16 protein-coding genes are annotated in these 16688 nt (G+C 72.8%); 7 read left to right on the top strand and 9 right to left on the bottom strand.

Translation table 11 applies throughout. The features are described from left to right. Nucleotides 1–38: 38 nt before the first annotated feature. Nucleotides 39–3356 (bottom strand): AfsR/SARP family transcriptional regulator, encoded by a 3318-nt coding sequence (locus OG509_RS12285; RefSeq protein WP_406182447.1) that lies wholly within the window; start codon nt 3354–3356, stop codon nt 39–41. A gap of 73 nt (nt 3357–3429) precedes the next feature. Between OG509_RS12285 and OG509_RS12290 the strand changes: the two genes are divergently transcribed. Next, nucleotides 3430–4227, top strand: coding sequence for a site-2 protease family protein (locus OG509_RS12290; protein ID WP_406182449.1), 798 nt, complete (start codon nt 3430–3432; stop codon nt 4225–4227). A 3-nt stretch (nt 4228–4230) separates the two neighbouring features. Here OG509_RS12290 and OG509_RS12295 read toward each other — a convergent pair whose 3' ends face one another. From OG509_RS12295 to npdG, 3 genes are all read right to left on the bottom strand, one after another. After that, nucleotides 4231–4479, bottom strand: a complete 249-nt coding sequence (locus OG509_RS12295; RefSeq protein WP_406182451.1) for a hypothetical protein — start codon at nt 4477–4479, stop codon at nt 4231–4233. After that, on the bottom strand, nt 4476–5738 hold the full coding sequence (locus tag OG509_RS12300) for an RNA-guided endonuclease InsQ/TnpB family protein (RefSeq protein ID WP_406182453.1): 1263 nt from the start codon (nt 5736–5738) through the stop codon (nt 4476–4478). Before OG509_RS12300 ends, OG509_RS12295 begins: the two co-directional genes overlap by 4 nt. Nucleotides 5739–5946: 208 nt before the next feature. Further along, nucleotides 5947–6675: an NADPH-dependent F420 reductase gene (gene npdG / locus OG509_RS12305; RefSeq protein ID WP_406182455.1), complete on the bottom strand. Its 729-nt coding sequence runs from the start codon at nt 6673–6675 to the stop codon at nt 5947–5949. Nucleotides 6676–6788: 113 nt separating this feature from the next. Between npdG and OG509_RS12310 the strand changes: the two genes are divergently transcribed. Next, nucleotides 6789–7394: a hypothetical protein gene (locus tag OG509_RS12310; protein WP_406182457.1), complete on the top strand. Its 606-nt coding sequence runs from the start codon at nt 6789–6791 to the stop codon at nt 7392–7394. Between the two features lie 52 nt (nt 7395–7446). On the opposite strand, the gene OG509_RS12315 is transcribed toward OG509_RS12310, so the two are convergent. Continuing rightward, nucleotides 7447–7686, bottom strand: a complete 240-nt coding sequence (locus tag OG509_RS12315) for a hypothetical protein (RefSeq protein ID WP_406187548.1) — start codon at nt 7684–7686, stop codon at nt 7447–7449. Between the two features lie 72 nt (nt 7687–7758). On the opposite strand from OG509_RS12315, the gene map reads away from it, so the two are divergent. Together map and OG509_RS12325 are read left to right on the top strand one after the other, a co-directional pair. Beyond that, a complete protein-coding gene (map, locus tag OG509_RS12320) occupies nt 7759–8616 on the top strand; it encodes a type I methionyl aminopeptidase (protein WP_385576885.1) in 858 nt (285 codons plus the stop codon). Between the two features lie 168 nt (nt 8617–8784). Then, nucleotides 8785–9432, top strand: coding sequence for a heme oxygenase (biliverdin-producing) (locus OG509_RS12325; protein WP_406182459.1), 648 nt, complete (start codon nt 8785–8787; stop codon nt 9430–9432). A gap of 78 nt (nt 9433–9510) precedes the next feature. Here OG509_RS12325 and OG509_RS12330 read toward each other — a convergent pair whose 3' ends face one another. From OG509_RS12330 to OG509_RS12345, 4 genes are all read right to left on the bottom strand, one after another. After that, complete coding sequence (locus OG509_RS12330; RefSeq protein WP_406182461.1) at nt 9511–9867, bottom strand: hypothetical protein; 357 nt, start codon at nt 9865–9867, stop codon at nt 9511–9513. Between the two features lie 66 nt (nt 9868–9933). Beyond that, nucleotides 9934–10605: a PhzF family phenazine biosynthesis protein gene (locus OG509_RS12335; RefSeq protein ID WP_406182463.1), complete on the bottom strand. Its 672-nt coding sequence runs from the start codon at nt 10603–10605 to the stop codon at nt 9934–9936. A 19-nt stretch (nt 10606–10624) separates the two neighbouring features. Further along, complete coding sequence (locus OG509_RS12340; RefSeq protein ID WP_406182465.1) at nt 10625–12082, bottom strand: HtaA domain-containing protein; 1458 nt, start codon at nt 12080–12082, stop codon at nt 10625–10627. 64 nt (nt 12083–12146) lie between these two features. Further along, the gene (locus tag OG509_RS12345) at nt 12147–13580 is read right to left on the bottom strand and encodes an HtaA domain-containing protein (RefSeq protein ID WP_406182467.1); all 1434 of its coding nucleotides are present in this window, start codon (nt 13578–13580) and stop codon (nt 12147–12149) included. Between the two features lie 122 nt (nt 13581–13702). Between OG509_RS12345 and OG509_RS12350 the strand changes: the two genes are divergently transcribed. Genes OG509_RS12350 through OG509_RS12360 form a run of 3 tightly spaced genes read left to right on the top strand, consistent with a single transcriptional unit; the run spans nt 13703 to nt 16687 of the window. Then, the gene (locus OG509_RS12350) at nt 13703–14746 is read left to right on the top strand and encodes a hemin ABC transporter substrate-binding protein (protein WP_406182468.1); all 1044 of its coding nucleotides are present in this window, start codon (nt 13703–13705) and stop codon (nt 14744–14746) included. Nucleotides 14747–14801: 55 nt separating this feature from the next. Next, nucleotides 14802–15812, top strand: coding sequence for a FecCD family ABC transporter permease (locus OG509_RS12355; RefSeq protein WP_406187550.1), 1011 nt, complete (start codon nt 14802–14804; stop codon nt 15810–15812). Further along, nucleotides 15809–16687 carry a heme ABC transporter ATP-binding protein gene (locus tag OG509_RS12360; RefSeq protein WP_406182470.1) on the top strand — a complete coding sequence of 293 codons (879 nt, stop codon included), beginning with the start codon at nt 15809–15811 and terminating at the stop codon, nt 16685–16687. The genes OG509_RS12355 and OG509_RS12360 overlap by 4 nt, the downstream gene beginning before the upstream one ends. Nucleotide 16688: the final 1 nt, after the last annotated feature.

Here is a 16688-nt window from a genome sequence, read left to right on the forward strand (position 1 = left end):
GGATCGCGTCCCGGGCGGGCCCCGTACGGGGGGCCGGGTCAGATGAGGGCGGCGGCCTCCTCCAGGGTGAGGCCGCCGCCTTCGGCGTATGCCGAGGCGTACGCGGCCTCGCCGAGCGCGGCGCGCGTCAGCTCCTCGGCGCGGGCCGCGTCCTTGCGTTCCGTGCTGATGGGGAAGTGCTGGGCCGGCAGGTGGGCCCGGTACGCGCCGAGCAGCCGCGCGGCGTCGTACGCGTGCCGCCCGCCGCCGAGGCTGACGTGCGAGAGGGCCGCCGACAGCAGGTACACGGCGGGCATGTGCGGGGCGACCATGAGGGCGAGGGGGTCCCGGGCGGTGCCCATGGCCTTCCGAAGATGGGTGAGGGCGTCCGCGTGATCGCCGGCCTGGTTGTCCAGCCAGGCCATCGTGCCGAGCAGGAACCCGTCGAAGATGGCGAAGGCGCCGAGCGCGAACTCCTCGCGCAGCATCCGGAGCTGCCGGCGTGCCTCGGGGACGCGGCCGGTGCAGCCGTAGACGCCCGCGAGGAACATCCGGGCGGCCGGCAGGGCCTCGTTGCCGTAGGTGAGCGGGGTTTCCAGGATCCCGGTGAGGATCTCCTCGGCCCGGGCGAGCTCGCCGCTCTCGACGAGGGTCCCGGCCATCCGCACGCGCAGGACCGTGACCTGGGACAGGGCGCCGAGCCGCTCGGCGTGCTCGATCGCGGACCGGAAGTCCTCCGTGGCCGCCGCGTACTCGCCCCGCTTCTCGCGGGATTCGGCGCGGGCGGACAGGGCCTCGGCACAGCCCCAGTCGTCGCCCAGCGACTCGAAGAGGGCGTGGCTCTCGTCGGCGTCGCGGGCCGCGTCCCCGGACCAGTCGGCCCGGTTGGCCAGCACGTTGGCCCGTAGCTGGAGGGCGGAGGCCAGCTCCCAGCGGTAGTCCAGCTCCCGGGCGGTGTCGACGGTGGCGTCGAGGACATGCCGGAGCAGGGCGGGATCCCCGGCGATCATGACGGCGTAGATCCACAGGCCCGCGGGGATCCGGCAGGTCTGCGGCAGGCCGGGGCGGTAGGCGGCGAGGACCCCCTCGATCTGGTCCCGGACCTCGGGCGCGGTCCAGCTCTCGTTGGACTGGTCGCGCGAGGCGAGCTGGATCAGCCGGATGCCGCGCCAGGCCTCGGTGAGCAGTTCCCCGCTGTACGGCGGGGGCGTGTCGACGAGCTCCGCGTACACCGGCTCGGCGGGGGCGACGGGCGCGCGGAAGGGGTCGGGGATGAGCGCGCCGGCGGCGTTGGACCAGTGCCGGGACTCGACGCGCAGGTCGTGCATCTGCCAGTACCAGGCGAGGGCGTGGACCAGGCAGAGCACCTCGTCGGTGTCGCGGGCGGCGACGGCGCGACGCAGCGCGGTACGGAGGTTCTCGTACTCGGTGGCGAACCGCTCCGTGGCCTCGCGCTGGCGGCGGCCGCGGAGCAGCGGCGCGGTGGCGCGGGCCAGTTCGCGGTAGTACGTGAGGTGGCGACGCTCGGCGGCGGCGCGGTCCCCGGCGGCCTCGGCGAGCCGCTCGGCGGCGTACTCGGCGACGGTCTCCAGGAGGCGGTAGCGCATGTCGGCCCCGTCGGGGCCGGGGGCGGCGACGACGAGGGACTTGTCGACGAGGGAGCCGAGGAGGTCCAGGACGTCGGGGGTGTCGGCGGCGTCGGGGTCGGCGCAGACGGCTTCGGCTGCGGCCACGTCGCAGCCGCCGGCGAAGACGGAGAGCCGGCGCAGGACGGTGCGCTCGCTGTCGTCGAGCAGGTCCCAGGACCAGTCGACGACGGCGCGCAGGGTCTGCTGGCGGGGCAGTACGGTACGGGCGCCGCCGGTCAGGAGCCGGAAGCGGTCGTCCAGCCGGTCGGCGATCTGCCGCGGGGTGAGCAGCCGCAGCCGCGCCGCGGCCAGCTCGATGGCGAGCGGCAGCCCGTCCAGGCGGCGGCAGATCTCGGCGGCGGCCTCGGGGTCGTCGTCGGTGCGGAACCCCGGCCGGGCGGCGGCCCCCCGGTCTCCCAGGAGCCGGAGCGCGACGGGGTCGGGCAGCGGCTCCACCGGGCGCAGGAACTCCCCCGGCACGCCGAGCGGTTCGCGGCTGGTGGCCAGGATCCGGACGCCGGGGCAGCGGGCGAGGAGCTCCTCGGCGAGTTCGGCGGAGGCGCCGATGACGTGCTCGCAGTTGTCCAGGATCAGCAGCATCCGCCGCCGGGCGCAGTGCTCCGCGAGCCGGTCGAGGGGCTGGTCCCCGGTGCGGTCGGTCAGCGCCCGCAGCTCCTCGGCGGCGGCGCCGCGCAGCTTGGTCTCGCGTGCGCCCAGCGCGGTGAGGGCGGCCTCGGCGACGTCCTCGGGGTCGTCCACGGGGGCCAGCTCCACGAACCAGACCCCGTCGGGCCAGGCCTGGGCGGCGTGCTCGGCGGCCTCCTGGGACAGTCGCGTCTTGCCCGCTCCGCCGGGCCCGAGCAGGGTGACGAGCCGCGCCCGCCCGAGATCCGCGCCGATGACCCGGATGTCCCCCTCGCGCCCGACGAAACTGGTCACCCGCGCCCGCAGATTCCCCGGCCGGGGAATCCCGGGTCCCCCCGGGGCGCGGCTCTGCCCGGGGGCCGCCGGGGTGCCGGGGGTGGGGGTCGGGGCAGGGGTCGGGGTCAGGAGTTCGGTGTGGAGGGCGCGCAGGGCCGGGCCCGGGTCCGTGCCCAGGCGGGCGGCCAGGTCCTGCCGGACGGCTTCGTAGGCGGCCAGTGCCTCCGCCGGGCGGCCCGTGTCCCGCAGGGCCCGGATCCGCAGGGCCTGGAGCGGCTCGTCCAGCGGGCGTTCCCCGCACAGGACGGTCAGCTCCGGGAGGGCCCGCTCGGCCTGGCCCAGCGCCAGGGCCGCCGCGAGCCGGCCCCGGCGCGCGTCGAGACGTACGGCCTCCCAGCGGGCGGACTCGGCCGTCGCGTCCGGCAGGTCGGCCAGCGCCGGGCCGCGCCACAGCCCCAGGGCCTCGTCGTACAGGGCGGCCGCCTCGGCCGGGTCCTGCGCCGCGGCGCCGGCCCGGGCGAGCCGCTCGAAGCGGTACAGGTCGACGTCCTCGCCCGCCGCGACCAGCAGGTACCCGCCCTCCACCGAGCGCACCGCCCCGTGTCCCAGCGCCCTGCGCAGCCGGCCCACCAGCGCCTGGAGCGCGGCCGGCGCATCCGCCGGGCGGTCGCCGTCCCACACCTGCTCCACCAGCAGTTGCACCGGCACGGCCCGCCCCGGGCGCAGCGCGAGCGCGGTCAGCAGCGCCCGCAGGCGCGCTCCGCCGACGGCGACGGGGCTCCCGTCGTCGCGGCTGGCCTGGGCAGTGCCGAGAATCGTGTAACGCACCGGCCCATTGTCGCTGTCCCGGGGCCCGGCCCCGTACTCCTTTTGGCCCCCTGCCCGGGGTAGGTTTCGCCGCATGGGTCATCAGGGCAGCCGCAGCGAGCGGCAGATCAGTTCCGTATTCCTCGGCATCTTCGCCGTCATGGCGGTCACCGGTTGGGCCGTGTGGACGGGGTACTCGACGAGCACCGGGCTCGCCGTGTTCCTCTTCGTCACCTCGGCCTGGATCGTCTCGCTCTGCCTGCACGAGTACGCCCACGCCCGCACGGCCCTGCACAGCGGCGACCTCTCGGTCGGGGCCAAGGGCTACCTGACGCTGAATCCGCTGAAGTACACGCACGCGCTGCTCAGCATCGTCCTGCCGGTGATCTTCGTGATCATGGGCGGGCTGGGCCTGCCCGGCGGCGCGGTGTACATCGAGCGCGACCGGATCCAGGGCCGCTGGAAGCACAGCCTCATCTCGGCGGCGGGCCCGCTGACCAACGTGGCCTTCGCGATAGTCTGCACGGCGCCGTTCTGGCTGAACGCCCTGGACGGGGTCCCGATGGCGTTCCGCTTCGCGCTCGCCTTCCTCGCGCTGCTCCAGGTCTCGGCGGCGATCCTGAACTTCCTGCCGGTGCCGGGCCTGGACGGCTACGGGATCATCGAGCCCTGGCTCTCGCACCGGATCCGCCGCGAGGTGGCGCCGCTGGCGCCGTTCGGCCTGATCGCGGTCTTCGCCCTCCTGTGGATCCCGGAGGTCAACACGTTCTTCTTCGACGTGGTGCGCAACCTGCTGTCCACGCTGGGCGTGTCCGACCTGGAGACCTACTGCGGCCGCGATCTCTACCGCTTCTGGCAGGACACGAACGGCTTCTGCGCGGCCCAGCAGTAGGCCCTATCCGGCGGAGCGCGCGGCCTTCTCCGCCTTCGCCTTGCGCAGGTAGAACCAGGCCATGTTCGACGTGAGCCCGGCCAGCAGCACCCACACGATCCCCAGGAAGCTGCCCTCCACGAAGGCGACCACGGCCGCGGCCACGGACAGGACGCAGACGACGATGGCGAACACGGCAAGGCGGGGCATGGGGAACAGCTCCTCGGCGACACGGAACGGGGTCGAGCCCCACCAGTGTCCCCCATTCCTCATGCCCGCAGTGCTCCCTTGACTTGCTCCCCAATCAAAGCGCCGGGGATTCCTGCCACAGCCGTGTGGCCGTCTGGGTGGCTTCCTGCTTCATCGCGCTGTGCCGGGACCTTCGCCCTGGTCTTACCTGCGCTCCACGAGGCGTTTAACCTGTCCGCCCGTCCGGCGGCCAGGGTGTTGTGTGCTGCGTTCTCGTCCCGGTCATGGACGGTCCCGCACTCTTCACACGTCCATTGCCGGACGTGGAGGGGCTTGGGGCCGTCCTTGGTCCCGCATGCGGAGCAAACCTGGGAGGTCGGCTCGAAGCGGCCGATTTTCCCGAAGTACCGGCCGTGCTTGGCTGCCTTGTACTCCAGCATGTGCACGAAGGCCGACCATCCAGCATCGTGTACGGACTTGGCCAGACGGGTGCGGGCCAGGCCGGACACCGCGAGGTCTTCCACGTACACCGCTTGGTTGTCACGGATGATTCGCGTGGAAGTCTTGTGGTGCCAGTCTCTGCGCCGCTCAGCCACCCGGGCGTACTGCCGAGCGACCTTGATCCGGGCCTTGGCCCGGTTCCTGCTTCCCTTCGCCTTGCGTGAAAGGTCCCTCTGTAGACGTTTGAGCTTCTTCTCCGCCCGGCGCAGGAACCTCGGCGAGGAGATCTTGGTGCCGTCGGAGAGGACGGCGAAGGTGGTCAGACCCAGGTCGATGCCGACCTCGGCGCCTGACTTGGGCAGGAACTGGGGAGCGGTGTCCACGACGAAACTCGCGAAGAACCGACCAGCAGAGTCCTTTATCACGGTCAGGGATGTGGGTGCGGCAGGCAAGGGCCTCGACCATTTCAGTTTCAGGCTCCCGACCTTTGCCACATACACCGTGCCGTTTGCGTTCAGCGTGAAGGCATTGGCATTCACGCGGATTGACTGCCGGGGATCCTTCTTCGACTTGAACCGAGGCGGTCCGACCTTGCGGCCCTTCCGCCTGCCCGTGAGTGAGTCGAAGAATCCCTTGAAAGCAGCATCCAGATCTCTCAAGGATTGCTGAAGCACAACCGACGACACCTCGGCCAGCCACGCACGCTCATCGCTACGTTTAGCCTGAGTGATCCGCACCTTCGACAACTCCGCGGACGTCACGTACGGCAGCCCCGCCGCATGAGCTTCCCTCCGGTCACGGAGGCAGTCGTTCCACACCACACGCGCACACCCGAACGCCTGCGCCAACGCGGTGCGCTGCCTGGTATCCGGATATACGCGGTAGTTGTAACGGAGCTGCACACGAGCGACCGTACAACCGCACCTCGATACGACGCAGACCAACATCACAAGCGATCGGAAATGACTATTCTCGTGAGATTGTAGATATTTCGGGCCCGAAGTGGAGGCCGGGGCTTTCACACAAGATCCTCCACGGGGCCCGGTCAACGTCCGGTCGCCGCTGCGCCCGGGCGGCCCCGGAGGCCGCCGGGGCACGGCGGCGCCGGGATCAGACGTCCGTGACGCGCAGGCCCGTGTGGGCCTTGTAGCGGCGGTTGGTGGAGATGAGGTTGGCCACCAGGGACTCGACCTGGTGGGCGTTGCGCAGACGGCCCGCGAAGACCCCGCGCATGCCCGGGATACGGGCGGCCAGGGCCTGGACGATGTCCGTGTCGGCGCGGGATTCGCCGAGGACCATCACGTCGGTGTCGATCTCCTCGACCGACTCGTCCTGGAGCAGGACCGCCGAGAGGTGGTGGAAGGCCGCCGTCACGCGGGAGTCGGGGAGCAGGGCCGCGGCCTGCTGGGCCGCGCTGCCCTCTTCGACGCGGAGGGCGTACGCGCCCTGCTTGTCGAAGCCCAGCGGGTTGACGCAGTCCACCACGAGCTTGCCCGCGAGGTCCTCGCGCAGGGCTTCGAGGGTCTTGGCGTGGCCCTCCCACGGCACCGCGATGATCACGATGTCGCTGCGGCGCGCGCACTCGGCGTTGTCCGCGCCCTCCACGCCGAGGCCCAGCTCGTCGGCGGCGCTCTGCGCGCGTTCGGCGGCGCGGGAGCCGATGATCACCTTCTGGCCGGCCCGGGCGAGCCGGTAGGCCAGGCCCCGGCCCTGGTCACCGGTGCCGCCGAGGACGCCGACGACGAGGCCGGAGACGTCCGGCAGGTCCCACGGGTCCTTGGCGGGGGCCTTCGCCGCGGCCTGGGCGGGCGGATTCTGAGTGCTGTCTGAGGAGGTCATGGGGGCGAGGGTAATGCCGTGATCCCGAGAGGCGAACGGGCATGAACCGGCGCCGTCGGGCGAACCGGGTCGAAGTGCCCCCGTAGGTCCCTTTGCTACGGCAGGATGCCGATATGGACGCCGTGAGGGTCGCGCTGCTGCGCGAGGTGCTCGCCGGTACGCAGTGGCCCGGCGCCGCGCGCCGCTTCGCCGGATCGCTGCGGCACTCGGTCGTACCGGCCGGCGGGAACCTGCTGCTGGTGGGGACCGAGCAGTACGAGCCCTGGCATCTGGCGGCGCATCTGGTGGACGAGGCCGCCTGGTCCGGGCTGCCGGAGCTGGCGCCCACGCTCGTACGGCACCGGGTGCCGCCCGGGCAGCCGGCGCACCTGTCGGTGGGGCTGGGCCGGCTGGAGGCGGCCCGGCGCGGGCACACGCTGCTGGTGGTGGCGCCGGAGCAGCCCGGGGCGGGGCTGCTGGAGCGGGTGCACGACGCCCGGCGCGCGGGGGCGACCGTACTGTCGCTGCACGGCGGGGATCCGGATCTCGCCGCGCTCGCGCACGACGCCCTGTCGGTACGGGAGGGCGCCGGCGAGCTGGACCTGGACACGGTGCAGCACCTGGTCAGCGCGGCGGCCGGGGAGAACGGCCCGCCGGTGCAGCGCGGGCCGCGGCGGCTGCGGGACCGGCTGGCGCGGCTGGCCGACCAGCTGACCGCGCCGCCGCCCAGCCCCTGGTAGGCCGCGAGGCCCTACGGCTCCATGGCCCTGACGGCCGTACGGCCCCACAGCCCTATGGCGCGCTCGTACCCTCGCCCTCTTCGCTGGACTTGTCGTTCCAGTTGGGGTCGTTCTGCCATTCGAGATTGCGCTCCTGCGCGGTCTCCATGGCGTGGGCCGCCTCCTCCGGTGTGGAGTAAGGGCCGAAACGATCCTTCGCCGGACACTCCGGGCCTTCCTCCACCTTGTGGTGGACCAGGCAGTAGTACCACTCGCCGGGTTTGCCCACCTGGCGCTTCTTGAACAGGGCCATCGTCCTCGGGCTCCTCTCGATACCACTCTCTGCCGCCATGCTGCCCCATCCCCGCTGGATACACTCGCTTGCATGTCTGGCCAGTCGCTGCTCGTACCAGGCGAGCTCTCTCCCGCCCGTTCCGTTCCCGGAAACATCCGCCGGCCCGAGTACGTGGGCAAGCCCGCGCCCACTCCGTACACCGGACCGGAGGTGCAGTCCGCCGCGACCATCGAGGCCATGCGCATCGCCGGCCGGATCGCCGCCCAGGCGATGGAAGAGGCCGCCAAGCTGATCGCCCCGGGGGTGACCACCGACGAGCTGGACCGGGTCGCGCACGAGTACATGTGCGACCACGGCGCCTACCCGTCGACGCTGGGCTACCGGAGCTTCCCGAAGTCCCTGTGCTCCTCGGTGAACGAGGTCATCTGCCACGGCATCCCCGACTCCACCGTCCTGCGCGACGGCGACATCGTGAACCTCGACGTCACCGCGTTCATCGGCGGCGTGCACGGCGACAACAACGCCACGTACCTGTGCGGGGAGGTGGACGAGGAGTCGCGGCTGCTGGTGGAGCGCACCCGCGAGGCCCTGAACCGGGCCATCAAGGCCGTCAAGCCGGGCCGCCAGATCAACGTGATCGGCCGGGTCATCGAGTCGTACGCGAAGCGCTTCGGCTACGGCGTGGTCCGGGACTTCACCGGGCACGGCATCAACTCGTCCTTCCACTCCGGCCTGATCATCCCGCACTACGACAGCCCGCACGCCACGACCGTCATCGAGCCCGGGATGACCTTCACGATCGAGCCGATGCTGACCCTGGGCACGCACGAGTACGACATGTGGGCGGACGGCTGGACCGTCGTCACGAAGGACCGGAAGCGCACCGCGCAGTTCGAGCACACACTGGTCGTGACGGACACGGGCGCCGAGATCCTCACCCTTCCGTAACGGCTCACCGTAAAAGCTCTCCCCAAAATCCCTCCGGAAGGGTTTTACCGACAAGGCGTCGGGAAGAGATTGACTTAGGTAACCCTAAGCGCGAGGATCGGGCGTGGCGGCCGTGCCGTCACGCCCGCCGGGCTCCGTTGTTCCTCGTCCCGTCTTCGGAGGATTGTCTTGGACGCCTTCTCTACGGTCATCCGTGTCGCGTCGCACGAGCAGCACACCGAGGCAGAGACCTCGACGTTCATGAGCGACCTGCTCGGCGGCCGTCTCGGGGTGGACGCGTACGCGCGCTACACCGAGCAGCTGTGGTTCGTGTACCGGGCTCTGGAGGACGCGGCCGAGTCCCTGAGGGGCGACCCGGTGGCGGGGCCGTTCATACGGCCCGAGCTGATGCGCGTGGCCGAGATCGAGCGGGACCTCGCGCACCTGCGCGGCCCGTCGTGGCGCGAGACGCTGGTCGCGTTGCCCGCGACCGAGGCCTACGCGGCCCGCGTGGCGCAGTGCGCGGCCACCTGGCCCGGCGGGTACGTCGCCCACCACTACACCCGCTACCTGGGCGACCTCTCGGGCGGCCAGATCATCCGCGACAAGGCGGAGCGGGCCTGGGGCTTCACGCGCAAGGGTGACGGCGTGCGGTTCTACGTCTTCGCGGACATCTCCAACCCGGCGGCCTTCAAGCGGACCTACCGCGAGCTGCTGGACGCGATCGCCGCGGACGACCTGGAGAAGCAGCGCATCATCGACGAGTGCAAGCGCGCCTTCGACTTCAACGGCGCGGTCTTCCGGGAGCTGGGCGCGGAGTTCCCGCTGAGCGCCTGACGCCGCTCCCCCGTACGGACGACACCCCCGCCGCCGGGCGCCGGGGGTGTCGCGGCTGCCCCGCCCCGCCCCGCGCCGTCAGTCGCCGTGGATCAGCCAGAGGGCCAGGCCGACGCCGAAGAGCACGGCCTCGATGGCCTTGGCGCAGAAGAGGGCGAGTCCGGCGCCGATACTGCCCGCCACGATGCGGTTCGTACGCTGCGCCGGGGTCCGGGGCCGCCGCCAGGTGAGGGCCGCCAGGCCCAGCGGGAGCAGGTACGGGAGGGAGAACCAGAGCGGGGAACGCGGCAGGTCGGAGGCCGCGTAGCTCAGGCCGCCGGCCACCAGCGTCAGCGCGGTGAAGAGCGCGGGTACCAGCAGCCACGGCTGCGCCGGGGTGTGCGCCGGGGTGTGCGGCGGCCGGACGGCACTCGATGGCGTGTTCATGTGGTTCATACGGCCATGGAACCGCCGGCCGGCATCCCGCCCCCAGCGCATACGTACTCAATCGCGGGTGCGTACCTACTCAGTTCGCGGCGGCGGGAGCTTCGCGAAGCGGACGCGGCCACCGATCTCGACGGTGCCGTCCGGGCCGGGCGCGGTGAGGATCTGGGAGCCCGCGCCCTGGGTGATGTTCAGGGCCCGGTTCAGCTGGGCGGTCAGCAGGATCGCGGCCGATCCGGTGGCCTCGTCCTCGGCGATGACCCCGTCGGGGCGGCGCGGGAAACCGCGCGCCCGGATGCGGCCGGCGGTCTCGTCCTCCCAGGCCCAGGCGTACAGCCAGCCCTCGCCGGGCGGCGGCGCGGGCAGCGCGTCCACCTCGGCGGGGCTGGCGTACTGCTCGGTGCGCTTGCCCTCGACCCACTCGGGCAGGGCCGTGATCCAGGTGAACTCCCCGTCGTCACGCGCCCATACGGAGCCGGCCGGCGGCTGGAGCTCCTCGATGTCCAGCAGCCAGGCGACCCCGACCAGCGGATGCCCCGCGAAGGACATCCGCGTACCGGGGGTGCGGATGTCGACGACCCCGCGCTCGGAGTCGTCGACGAACACCGTCTCGCTGTAGCCGAGTTCGGCGGCGAGAGCCTGCCGCGAGGCGTCGTCGGGGCAGGTCCGGCCGTCACGGACGACACCGAGCAGGTTGCCGTGCCTTCCGTCGCCCGCGCAGAAGACCTTGAGCACATCGAGATCGTTCACGCGGGAATTGAAACACGGTTCAGATCTGGACCGCGCGCCGCCTGCGGGCGAGGAAGACGGCGCCGGCTCCCACCGCGACGACCGCGCCGGAGGTGGCGAGCAGGGCTCCGGCCGGGACCTCGGCACCGGTGCTGGCGAGGTTGCCGCGCCCGCCGACGGCGCCACCCGTGCCGCCGGTCCCGCCGGACCCGCCGGTCGCGGACGTGGGGGTGGTGGTGGGCGCCGTGGTGGGGATCACCACGTCCTTGTCGACGGAGACCGAGAGGGTGACCGGGTCGGTCGGCTTGCCCTCGGCGTAGTCCGGGCTCGGGGCGCCGATGGCCGCCGCGCCCTCGGCGGTGAAGGCGGCCGGGACGGCGTTCAGGGTGAGCAGGCCGCCCGAGGTCCGGTACTCGGCCTTCGACAGGTCGAGCGTGGCGAAGGGGACGTTCGCCTTGGTCGCGGTGGGCGACCTGACGTCCAGGACTAGGGTGCCCTTCTTGCCCTCGGCGTTGATGCGGACGTTCGCGAAGGTCATGTCGACGCCGTGGTCGGCCCGCTGGAAGCGCAGGTTGCCCGCGAACGTGGCGCTCAGCTTCTGCTTCTTGACGTCGAGCTCGCCCTTGCCGAGGGCGAAGACGAAGGTGTCGCCGCTCGCGACGGCCCCGTCCGCCGGGGTGACCGAGCCGCCGCCCTTCACCACGTACGAGCGGAAACCTTCCTTCACGCCCCAGGTGAGCCGGCCGCCGAGGAGCTGCTGCGGGCCGTCGGCCGCGGGGGAGCTCGCGCCCGGGGAGGGGGTCGCGGAGTTCGAGGGGCCCGACGGGGTCGGGGACGGGGAGGTGGGCGCCGACGGCGAAGGGGTCACGGACGGGGACGCGGACGGGGAGGTGGACGGCTGCCCGAACTGCAGGGCGGCCGTGAGCGGGTCGCCGGCCAGGCCCACGTACTTGTCCGAACCCAGCTGCGCCGCCGCCTCCTTGGTGAGGGTGGTGCCGAGCTTCTCCATGGACTGCCCGCCGAATGCCACGTCGGCCATGGGGACATCGGGGGTGAGCGTGCCGTTCTTGGTGACGTCGGCGGTCAGCTTCTTCGTGCCCGTGTCGAAGCGGAGGTTGGCGAGGGTCACCTTGAAGCCGTGCGCGGGCGCGTCGAAGGTGACGCTCCCCTTGAAGGCGGCGGTCACGATGTGCCCGCCGTCCTTGTCGTACTGGCCGGTCGCCGAGCTGAAGCGGAAGGTGCCGTCCGCGTTCAGGGCGGCCCCGTCCGCCGGGGTGATCGTGCCCTTGGCGATGTTCAGGACGTACGAGCGGTAGCTCGCCAGGACTCCCCAGTCGAGGGTGCCGTTCACGATCGGCATCGGCGCGGAGGCGACGGCCGCGGGGGCCTGCCCGCCGCCCACCGCCGTGGCGGGCAGGACGAAGGCGGTGGCGCCGAGCGCGGCCGCGGTGGCGACGGCGGCCGCGAGGGCGAGCGAACGGCGGTGGGACGGCGACATGACGGGGGCCTCCTGAAAGGCGACGGGGGTGACGGTCGGGGGCGGGGAGGAATGAGGGAGCGGGTCAGGGCCGAGGCGTCGACGCGTCCGTGGCGTCCGCCGCGTCCGCGGCGCGCTTGCGGCGCAGGACGAGGAAGACGGCGCCCGCGGCCAGGACCAGGACGGCCGCGCCGAAGGCGGCGTACAGCCCGGCGTTCGACGACCCCTCGGCCTTCGCGGCCGGCGCGGGCGAGGAGGCGGAGGGCGACGGCGCGCCGGGCGGGGCCGTCGAGCCGAGGTCGGGCAGGGCCGGCAGCTTCGCGGTGGCGTCGAGCGCGACGGCGAGCGAGACGGGGTCCATCTCGGTGCCGGTCCGGTAGAGGGAGTTGAAGGCCTGCGAGCCGCCCTCGGTGAGGGTCGCGGGGGCTTCGGTGAGGGTGACGAGCGCGCCCTCGGTCTTCAGTGCCTTGGCGTCGAACTCCACGAGCGCGACCGCGCTCTTCGTCTCGGAGCCCGTGGTGACGTCGGCGGACAGGACGCCCTTGCCGTTCTCCACCTTGACGCTCAGCTTGCCGAGCTTCAGGTCCAGATGGGCGCCGGTGAAGTGGACCGTGCCCGCGAAGGCGGCGTCGAGCGTGCCCTTCCGGCCGTCGTACGCGCCCTTGCCCTGCGGGAAGCGGAACAGGGCGCCGCCGTCCTGGGCCCCCTCGGCGAGGGTCCACTTGCCCTGGCCGATGGAACCGGTGACGTACTCACGGAACGTACGCCGCACACCCCAGTCGACGGCGGCTTCGGCGAACGCCCCCTGGGGGACTTGCGGATCCTGCGAGGGCTGCGCCGGGGTGCTCGCGGACGGCACGGACGACGAGGGCCCGGTGGTCGGGGCGGCCAGGACGTCGGCGGAGAGCGAGACGGGGTCGAGCTGCGCCCCCGCCGAGTAGTAGCCGGCGAATGCCTCGGCGCCCTGGTCGGTGAGGGTGGCCGGGATGTCGGTCAGGGCGACGGGGCTGCCGCCGCCCTTCATGTCGACCCCGCCGAGGCCGAGGGTGGCGAAGGGCACCTGGGTCCGGGTGGTGACGGCGCCGGTGTCCTTGGCCTTGCTGGAGACGTCCGCGTAGAGGGTGCCGCTGCCGCCGTCGATCTTGACGGTGGGGCGGCCGACCGTCAGGTCCAGCTCGTACGTGCCGTCCGGCTTCTGGTGGCCCTGGAAGCTGACGCCGCCGCTGAAGGCCGCCTCGAAGGCGCCGGATTGCGGATCGTAGGAGCCGGTGGCCGAGTGGAAGCGGAACAGGCTGCCGCCGACCGTGGCGGCCCCGTTCTTCAGCTTGAAAGCGCCTTTCGCGACGGGACCGGTGACATAACTCTGGAAGGACGATTTGATGCCCCAGTCGAGTCGGCCCCCTTGTACGGTGCGGCCGGCCGCATGAGCGGCGGTGGCCGGGAGCAGGGCGCCCGACAAGGCCGCCAGGGTTGCCAACAGGGCGACTGCTGCCGACGCGCGGGCGGGTCTCGCAGGCATGGTTGTCCCCTCCCAGGGCTGGCTAATAAGGTTAGGCTAACCTAAGCTACCTCCAGCCGGAGGGGAACCCCCGGTTCCCTGGAACCTCAACACCCCAGCCGGACGATCAGGACGGTGCCTTCGTGCCTACGCCCGCCGCGTCAACCCGCCTCCCCCGCCGCGCCCTTGCCCTTGCGGTCACCTTCACCGCACTGGCCCTGGCCACCCTGACGGGCTGCACAGGCACATCCGCCACCGGCGCCGGACCCGGCACCGCCGCCCGCCCGGCCGCCGCACCGGACCGGGTGGAACCGCTCACCCCGGCGCCGCTGCCCGCCCTCCCGGCCACCGTCGCGTCGGCGGACGGCCGCCAGGTGACCGTCACCTCCGCGGACCGGATCGTCCCGCTGACCGGCAGCCTGAACGAGATCGTCCAGACGCTGGGCCTCGGCCCGCAGGTCGTCGCCCGCGACATCACGGCCACCTTCGAACAGGCCGCGCAACTCCCCGTGGTGACCCGGGGTCATGACGTCTCGGCGGAGAGCGTGCTGTCGCTGCGCCCGACACTGGTGCTGGCCGAGACCACCTCCGGACCGGCCGAGGCGATCCGGCAGATCCGCGACGCGGGCATCCCGCTGCTGATGGTGGCCCCGGCCAAGGCGCTGGAGGACGTGCCGAAGCGGATCGGGACGGTCGCCGCCGCGCTGGGCGTCATGGACGCCGGGGCGCGGCTGAACGAGCGCACCGCCGAGCGGATAGCCGCCGCCCGCAACGGAATCCCCGCCTCCGCGGCCTCCGGGAAGAAGCCCCGGGTGGCGTTCCTGTACCTGCGCGGCACCGCGTCCGTGTACCTGCTGGGCGGCTCCGACTCGGGCGCGGCCTCGCTGCTCGAAGCGGCCGGCGCCGTGGACACCGGCAGGGAGTCGGGGCTCGGCAAGGACTTCACCCCGATCACGAGCGAGGCGCTGGCGGCCGCCGCGCCGGACGCGATCCTGGTCATGTCCAAGGGGCTGGAGTCCGTGGGCGGTACGGACGGCCTGGTGAAGATCCCGGGCGTGGCCCAGACCCCGGCGGGGATGGACCGGCGGGTCGTCACCGTCGACGACGGGGTCCTGCTGAACTACGGCCCGCGCACCGACCAGGTGCTGAGCTCGCTGATCTCCCAGCTGTACGGAAAGACCGCGTGACGTGACGGAACAGAACACGGCCGCGGCCACCTTGCCCGCGGCCCGGACTGCTTCCCTGCTGGTCGTGGGGCTCGTCCTCGCCCTCGCCGGGCTGGCCCTGGCCTCCGCCGGGGTGGGTGCCTACGGGATCCCCGTCGGCGACGTCCTCGGCTCCGTGCAGCACCGCCTCGGGCTCGGCGGGGCCTCCCTCGACCGGGTCGGCGAGAGCGTGCTGTGGAACGTACGGCTCCCCCGGATCGTGCTCGCGCTGCTCGTCGGCGCCAGCCTGGGCTGCGCGGGAGCCCTGATGCAGGGGGTGTTCGGGAACCCGCTCGCCGAGCCCGGAGTCATCGGGATCTCCGCGGGCGCCGCCGTCGGCGCGGTGGCCGCCATCGGGCTCGGGCTCAGCTTCTTCGGCAACTGGACGGTCACCGCCTGCGCGTTCGTCGCCGGGCTGGTCACCGTCGCCTCCGTCTACCTCCTCTCCCGCAACGGCGGCAGGACCGAGGTCGTCACCCTGATCCTCACCGGCATCGCCGTCAACGCCTTCGCCGGCGCCCTGATCGGCCTGTTCGTCTTCTTCGCGGACAGCGGCCAGGTCAACCAGATCACCTTCTGGCAGCTGGGCTCCCTCGCCCAGGCCACCTGGCCCAAGGTGCTCGCCGTCCTTCCCTGCGCACTGGCCGGTCTGCTGATCGCCCCCTTCCACTCCCGCAAGCTGGACCTGCTCTCCCTCGGCGAACGCCCCGCCCGCCACCTGGGCGTGGACGTGGAACGGCTGCGCCTCGCGCTCATCCTCGTCGTCGCGCTGCTCACCGCGGCCGCCGTCGCCGTGGCCGGCATCATCACGTTCGTCGGGCTGCTCGTCCCGCACCTGCTGCGCATGGCGAACGGTCCCGGGCACCGTTTCCTGGTCCCGGGCAGCGCGCTGGCCGGCGCCGTGGTCCTGCTCGCGGGCGATCTGGCCGCCCGGACCATCGCCCGGCCCGCCGAGCTGCCGCTCGGGGTGCTGACCGCGCTGATCGGCAGCCCCTTCTTCTTCTGGCTGCTGCGGCGTACCCGCCGCAAGCAGGGAGGCTGGGCATGAGCGTCCCCTTCCTGCGGCGCGGCCGGCGCTCCGTCCCCGCCCGGCCGGCCCCCGGCGCCGCCTTCGCCGAGGCCGTGGGCCTGCGCGTCCGGCTCGGCGAGCGCGAGGTGCTGGCCGGGATCGACCTGACCGCCCGGGCCGGCGAGGTACTGGCGCTGGTCGGCCCGAACGGCGCCGGCAAGTCCACACTGCTGGCCGCCCTCTCGGCCGATCTGCCCACGGCCGGGGGGCTCGTACGGATCGACGGGCGTCCGGTGGGCGACTGGGCGGCCGCGGATCTGGCCCTGCGCCGGTCCGTGCTCCCGCAGTCGGCCGAGATGTCCTTCCCGTTCCCGGTCGGGGACGTCGTACGGATGGGCCGCGCCCCCTGGGCCGGCACCCCGCTCGCCGACTCCGACGAGGAGGCGGTGGCCGGCGCCATGGCCGCCACGGAGGTGGCCGGCTTCGCCGCCCGCCCCTTCTCGGCGCTCTCCGGCGGCGAGCGGGCGCGGGTCGCGCTGGCCCGCGTACTGGCCCAGCGGGCCCCGCTGTTGCTGCTCGACGAGCCCACCGCGGCCCTGGACCTGCGCCACCAGGAGCTGGTGCTGCGGATCTGCCGGGAGCGGGCCGCGGCCGGGGACGCGGTGGTGGTCGTCCTGCACGACCTGGGCCTGGCCGCCGCGTACGCGGACCGGGCCGCCGTACTGCACGACGGGCGGATCGAGGTGGACGGACCGCCGGCCGAGGTGTTCGAGGGCGGACTGCTCAGCCGGGTCTACCGGCAGCCGGTGGAGGTGCTGCCCCATCCGCGGACCGGGGTTCCGCTCGTGGTCCCCGTACGGGACGGGGAGCGTTCCGCCGTACGGAACGGCCACATCGACTTGACCTCCGCTTGAC

Source organism: Streptomyces sp. NBC_01006, from assembly GCF_045162725.1.
In the GTDB taxonomy this organism is placed as follows: Bacteria; Actinomycetota; Actinomycetes; order Streptomycetales; family Streptomycetaceae; genus Streptomyces.

What these genes read in the sequence shown, in the direction of transcription:
- map (WP_385576885.1), top strand. Translation starts at nt 7,759, where the DNA reads ATGTCTGGCCAGTCGCTGCTCGTACCAGGCGAGCTCTCTCCCGCCCGT.
- OG509_RS12310 (WP_406182457.1), top strand. Translation starts at nt 6,789, where the DNA reads ATGGACGCCGTGAGGGTCGCGCTGCTGCGCGAGGTGCTCGCCGGTACG.
- OG509_RS12360 (WP_406182470.1), top strand. Translation starts at nt 15,809, where the DNA reads ATGAGCGTCCCCTTCCTGCGGCGCGGCCGGCGCTCCGTCCCCGCCCGG.
- OG509_RS12290 (WP_406182449.1), top strand. Translation starts at nt 3,430, where the DNA reads ATGGGTCATCAGGGCAGCCGCAGCGAGCGGCAGATCAGTTCCGTATTC.
- OG509_RS12295 (WP_406182451.1), bottom strand. Translation starts at nt 4,479, where the DNA reads ATGAGGAATGGGGGACACTGGTGGGGCTCGACCCCGTTCCGTGTCGCC.
- OG509_RS12345 (WP_406182467.1), bottom strand. Translation starts at nt 13,580, where the DNA reads ATGCCTGCGAGACCCGCCCGCGCGTCGGCAGCAGTCGCCCTGTTGGCA.
- OG509_RS12330 (WP_406182461.1), bottom strand. Translation starts at nt 9,867, where the DNA reads ATGAACCACATGAACACGCCATCGAGTGCCGTCCGGCCGCCGCACACC.
- npdG (WP_406182455.1), bottom strand. Translation starts at nt 6,675, where the DNA reads ATGACCTCCTCAGACAGCACTCAGAATCCGCCCGCCCAGGCCGCGGCG.
- OG509_RS12340 (WP_406182465.1), bottom strand. Translation starts at nt 12,082, where the DNA reads ATGTCGCCGTCCCACCGCCGTTCGCTCGCCCTCGCGGCCGCCGTCGCC.
- OG509_RS12315 (WP_406187548.1), bottom strand. Translation starts at nt 7,686, where the DNA reads ATGGCCCTGTTCAAGAAGCGCCAGGTGGGCAAACCCGGCGAGTGGTAC.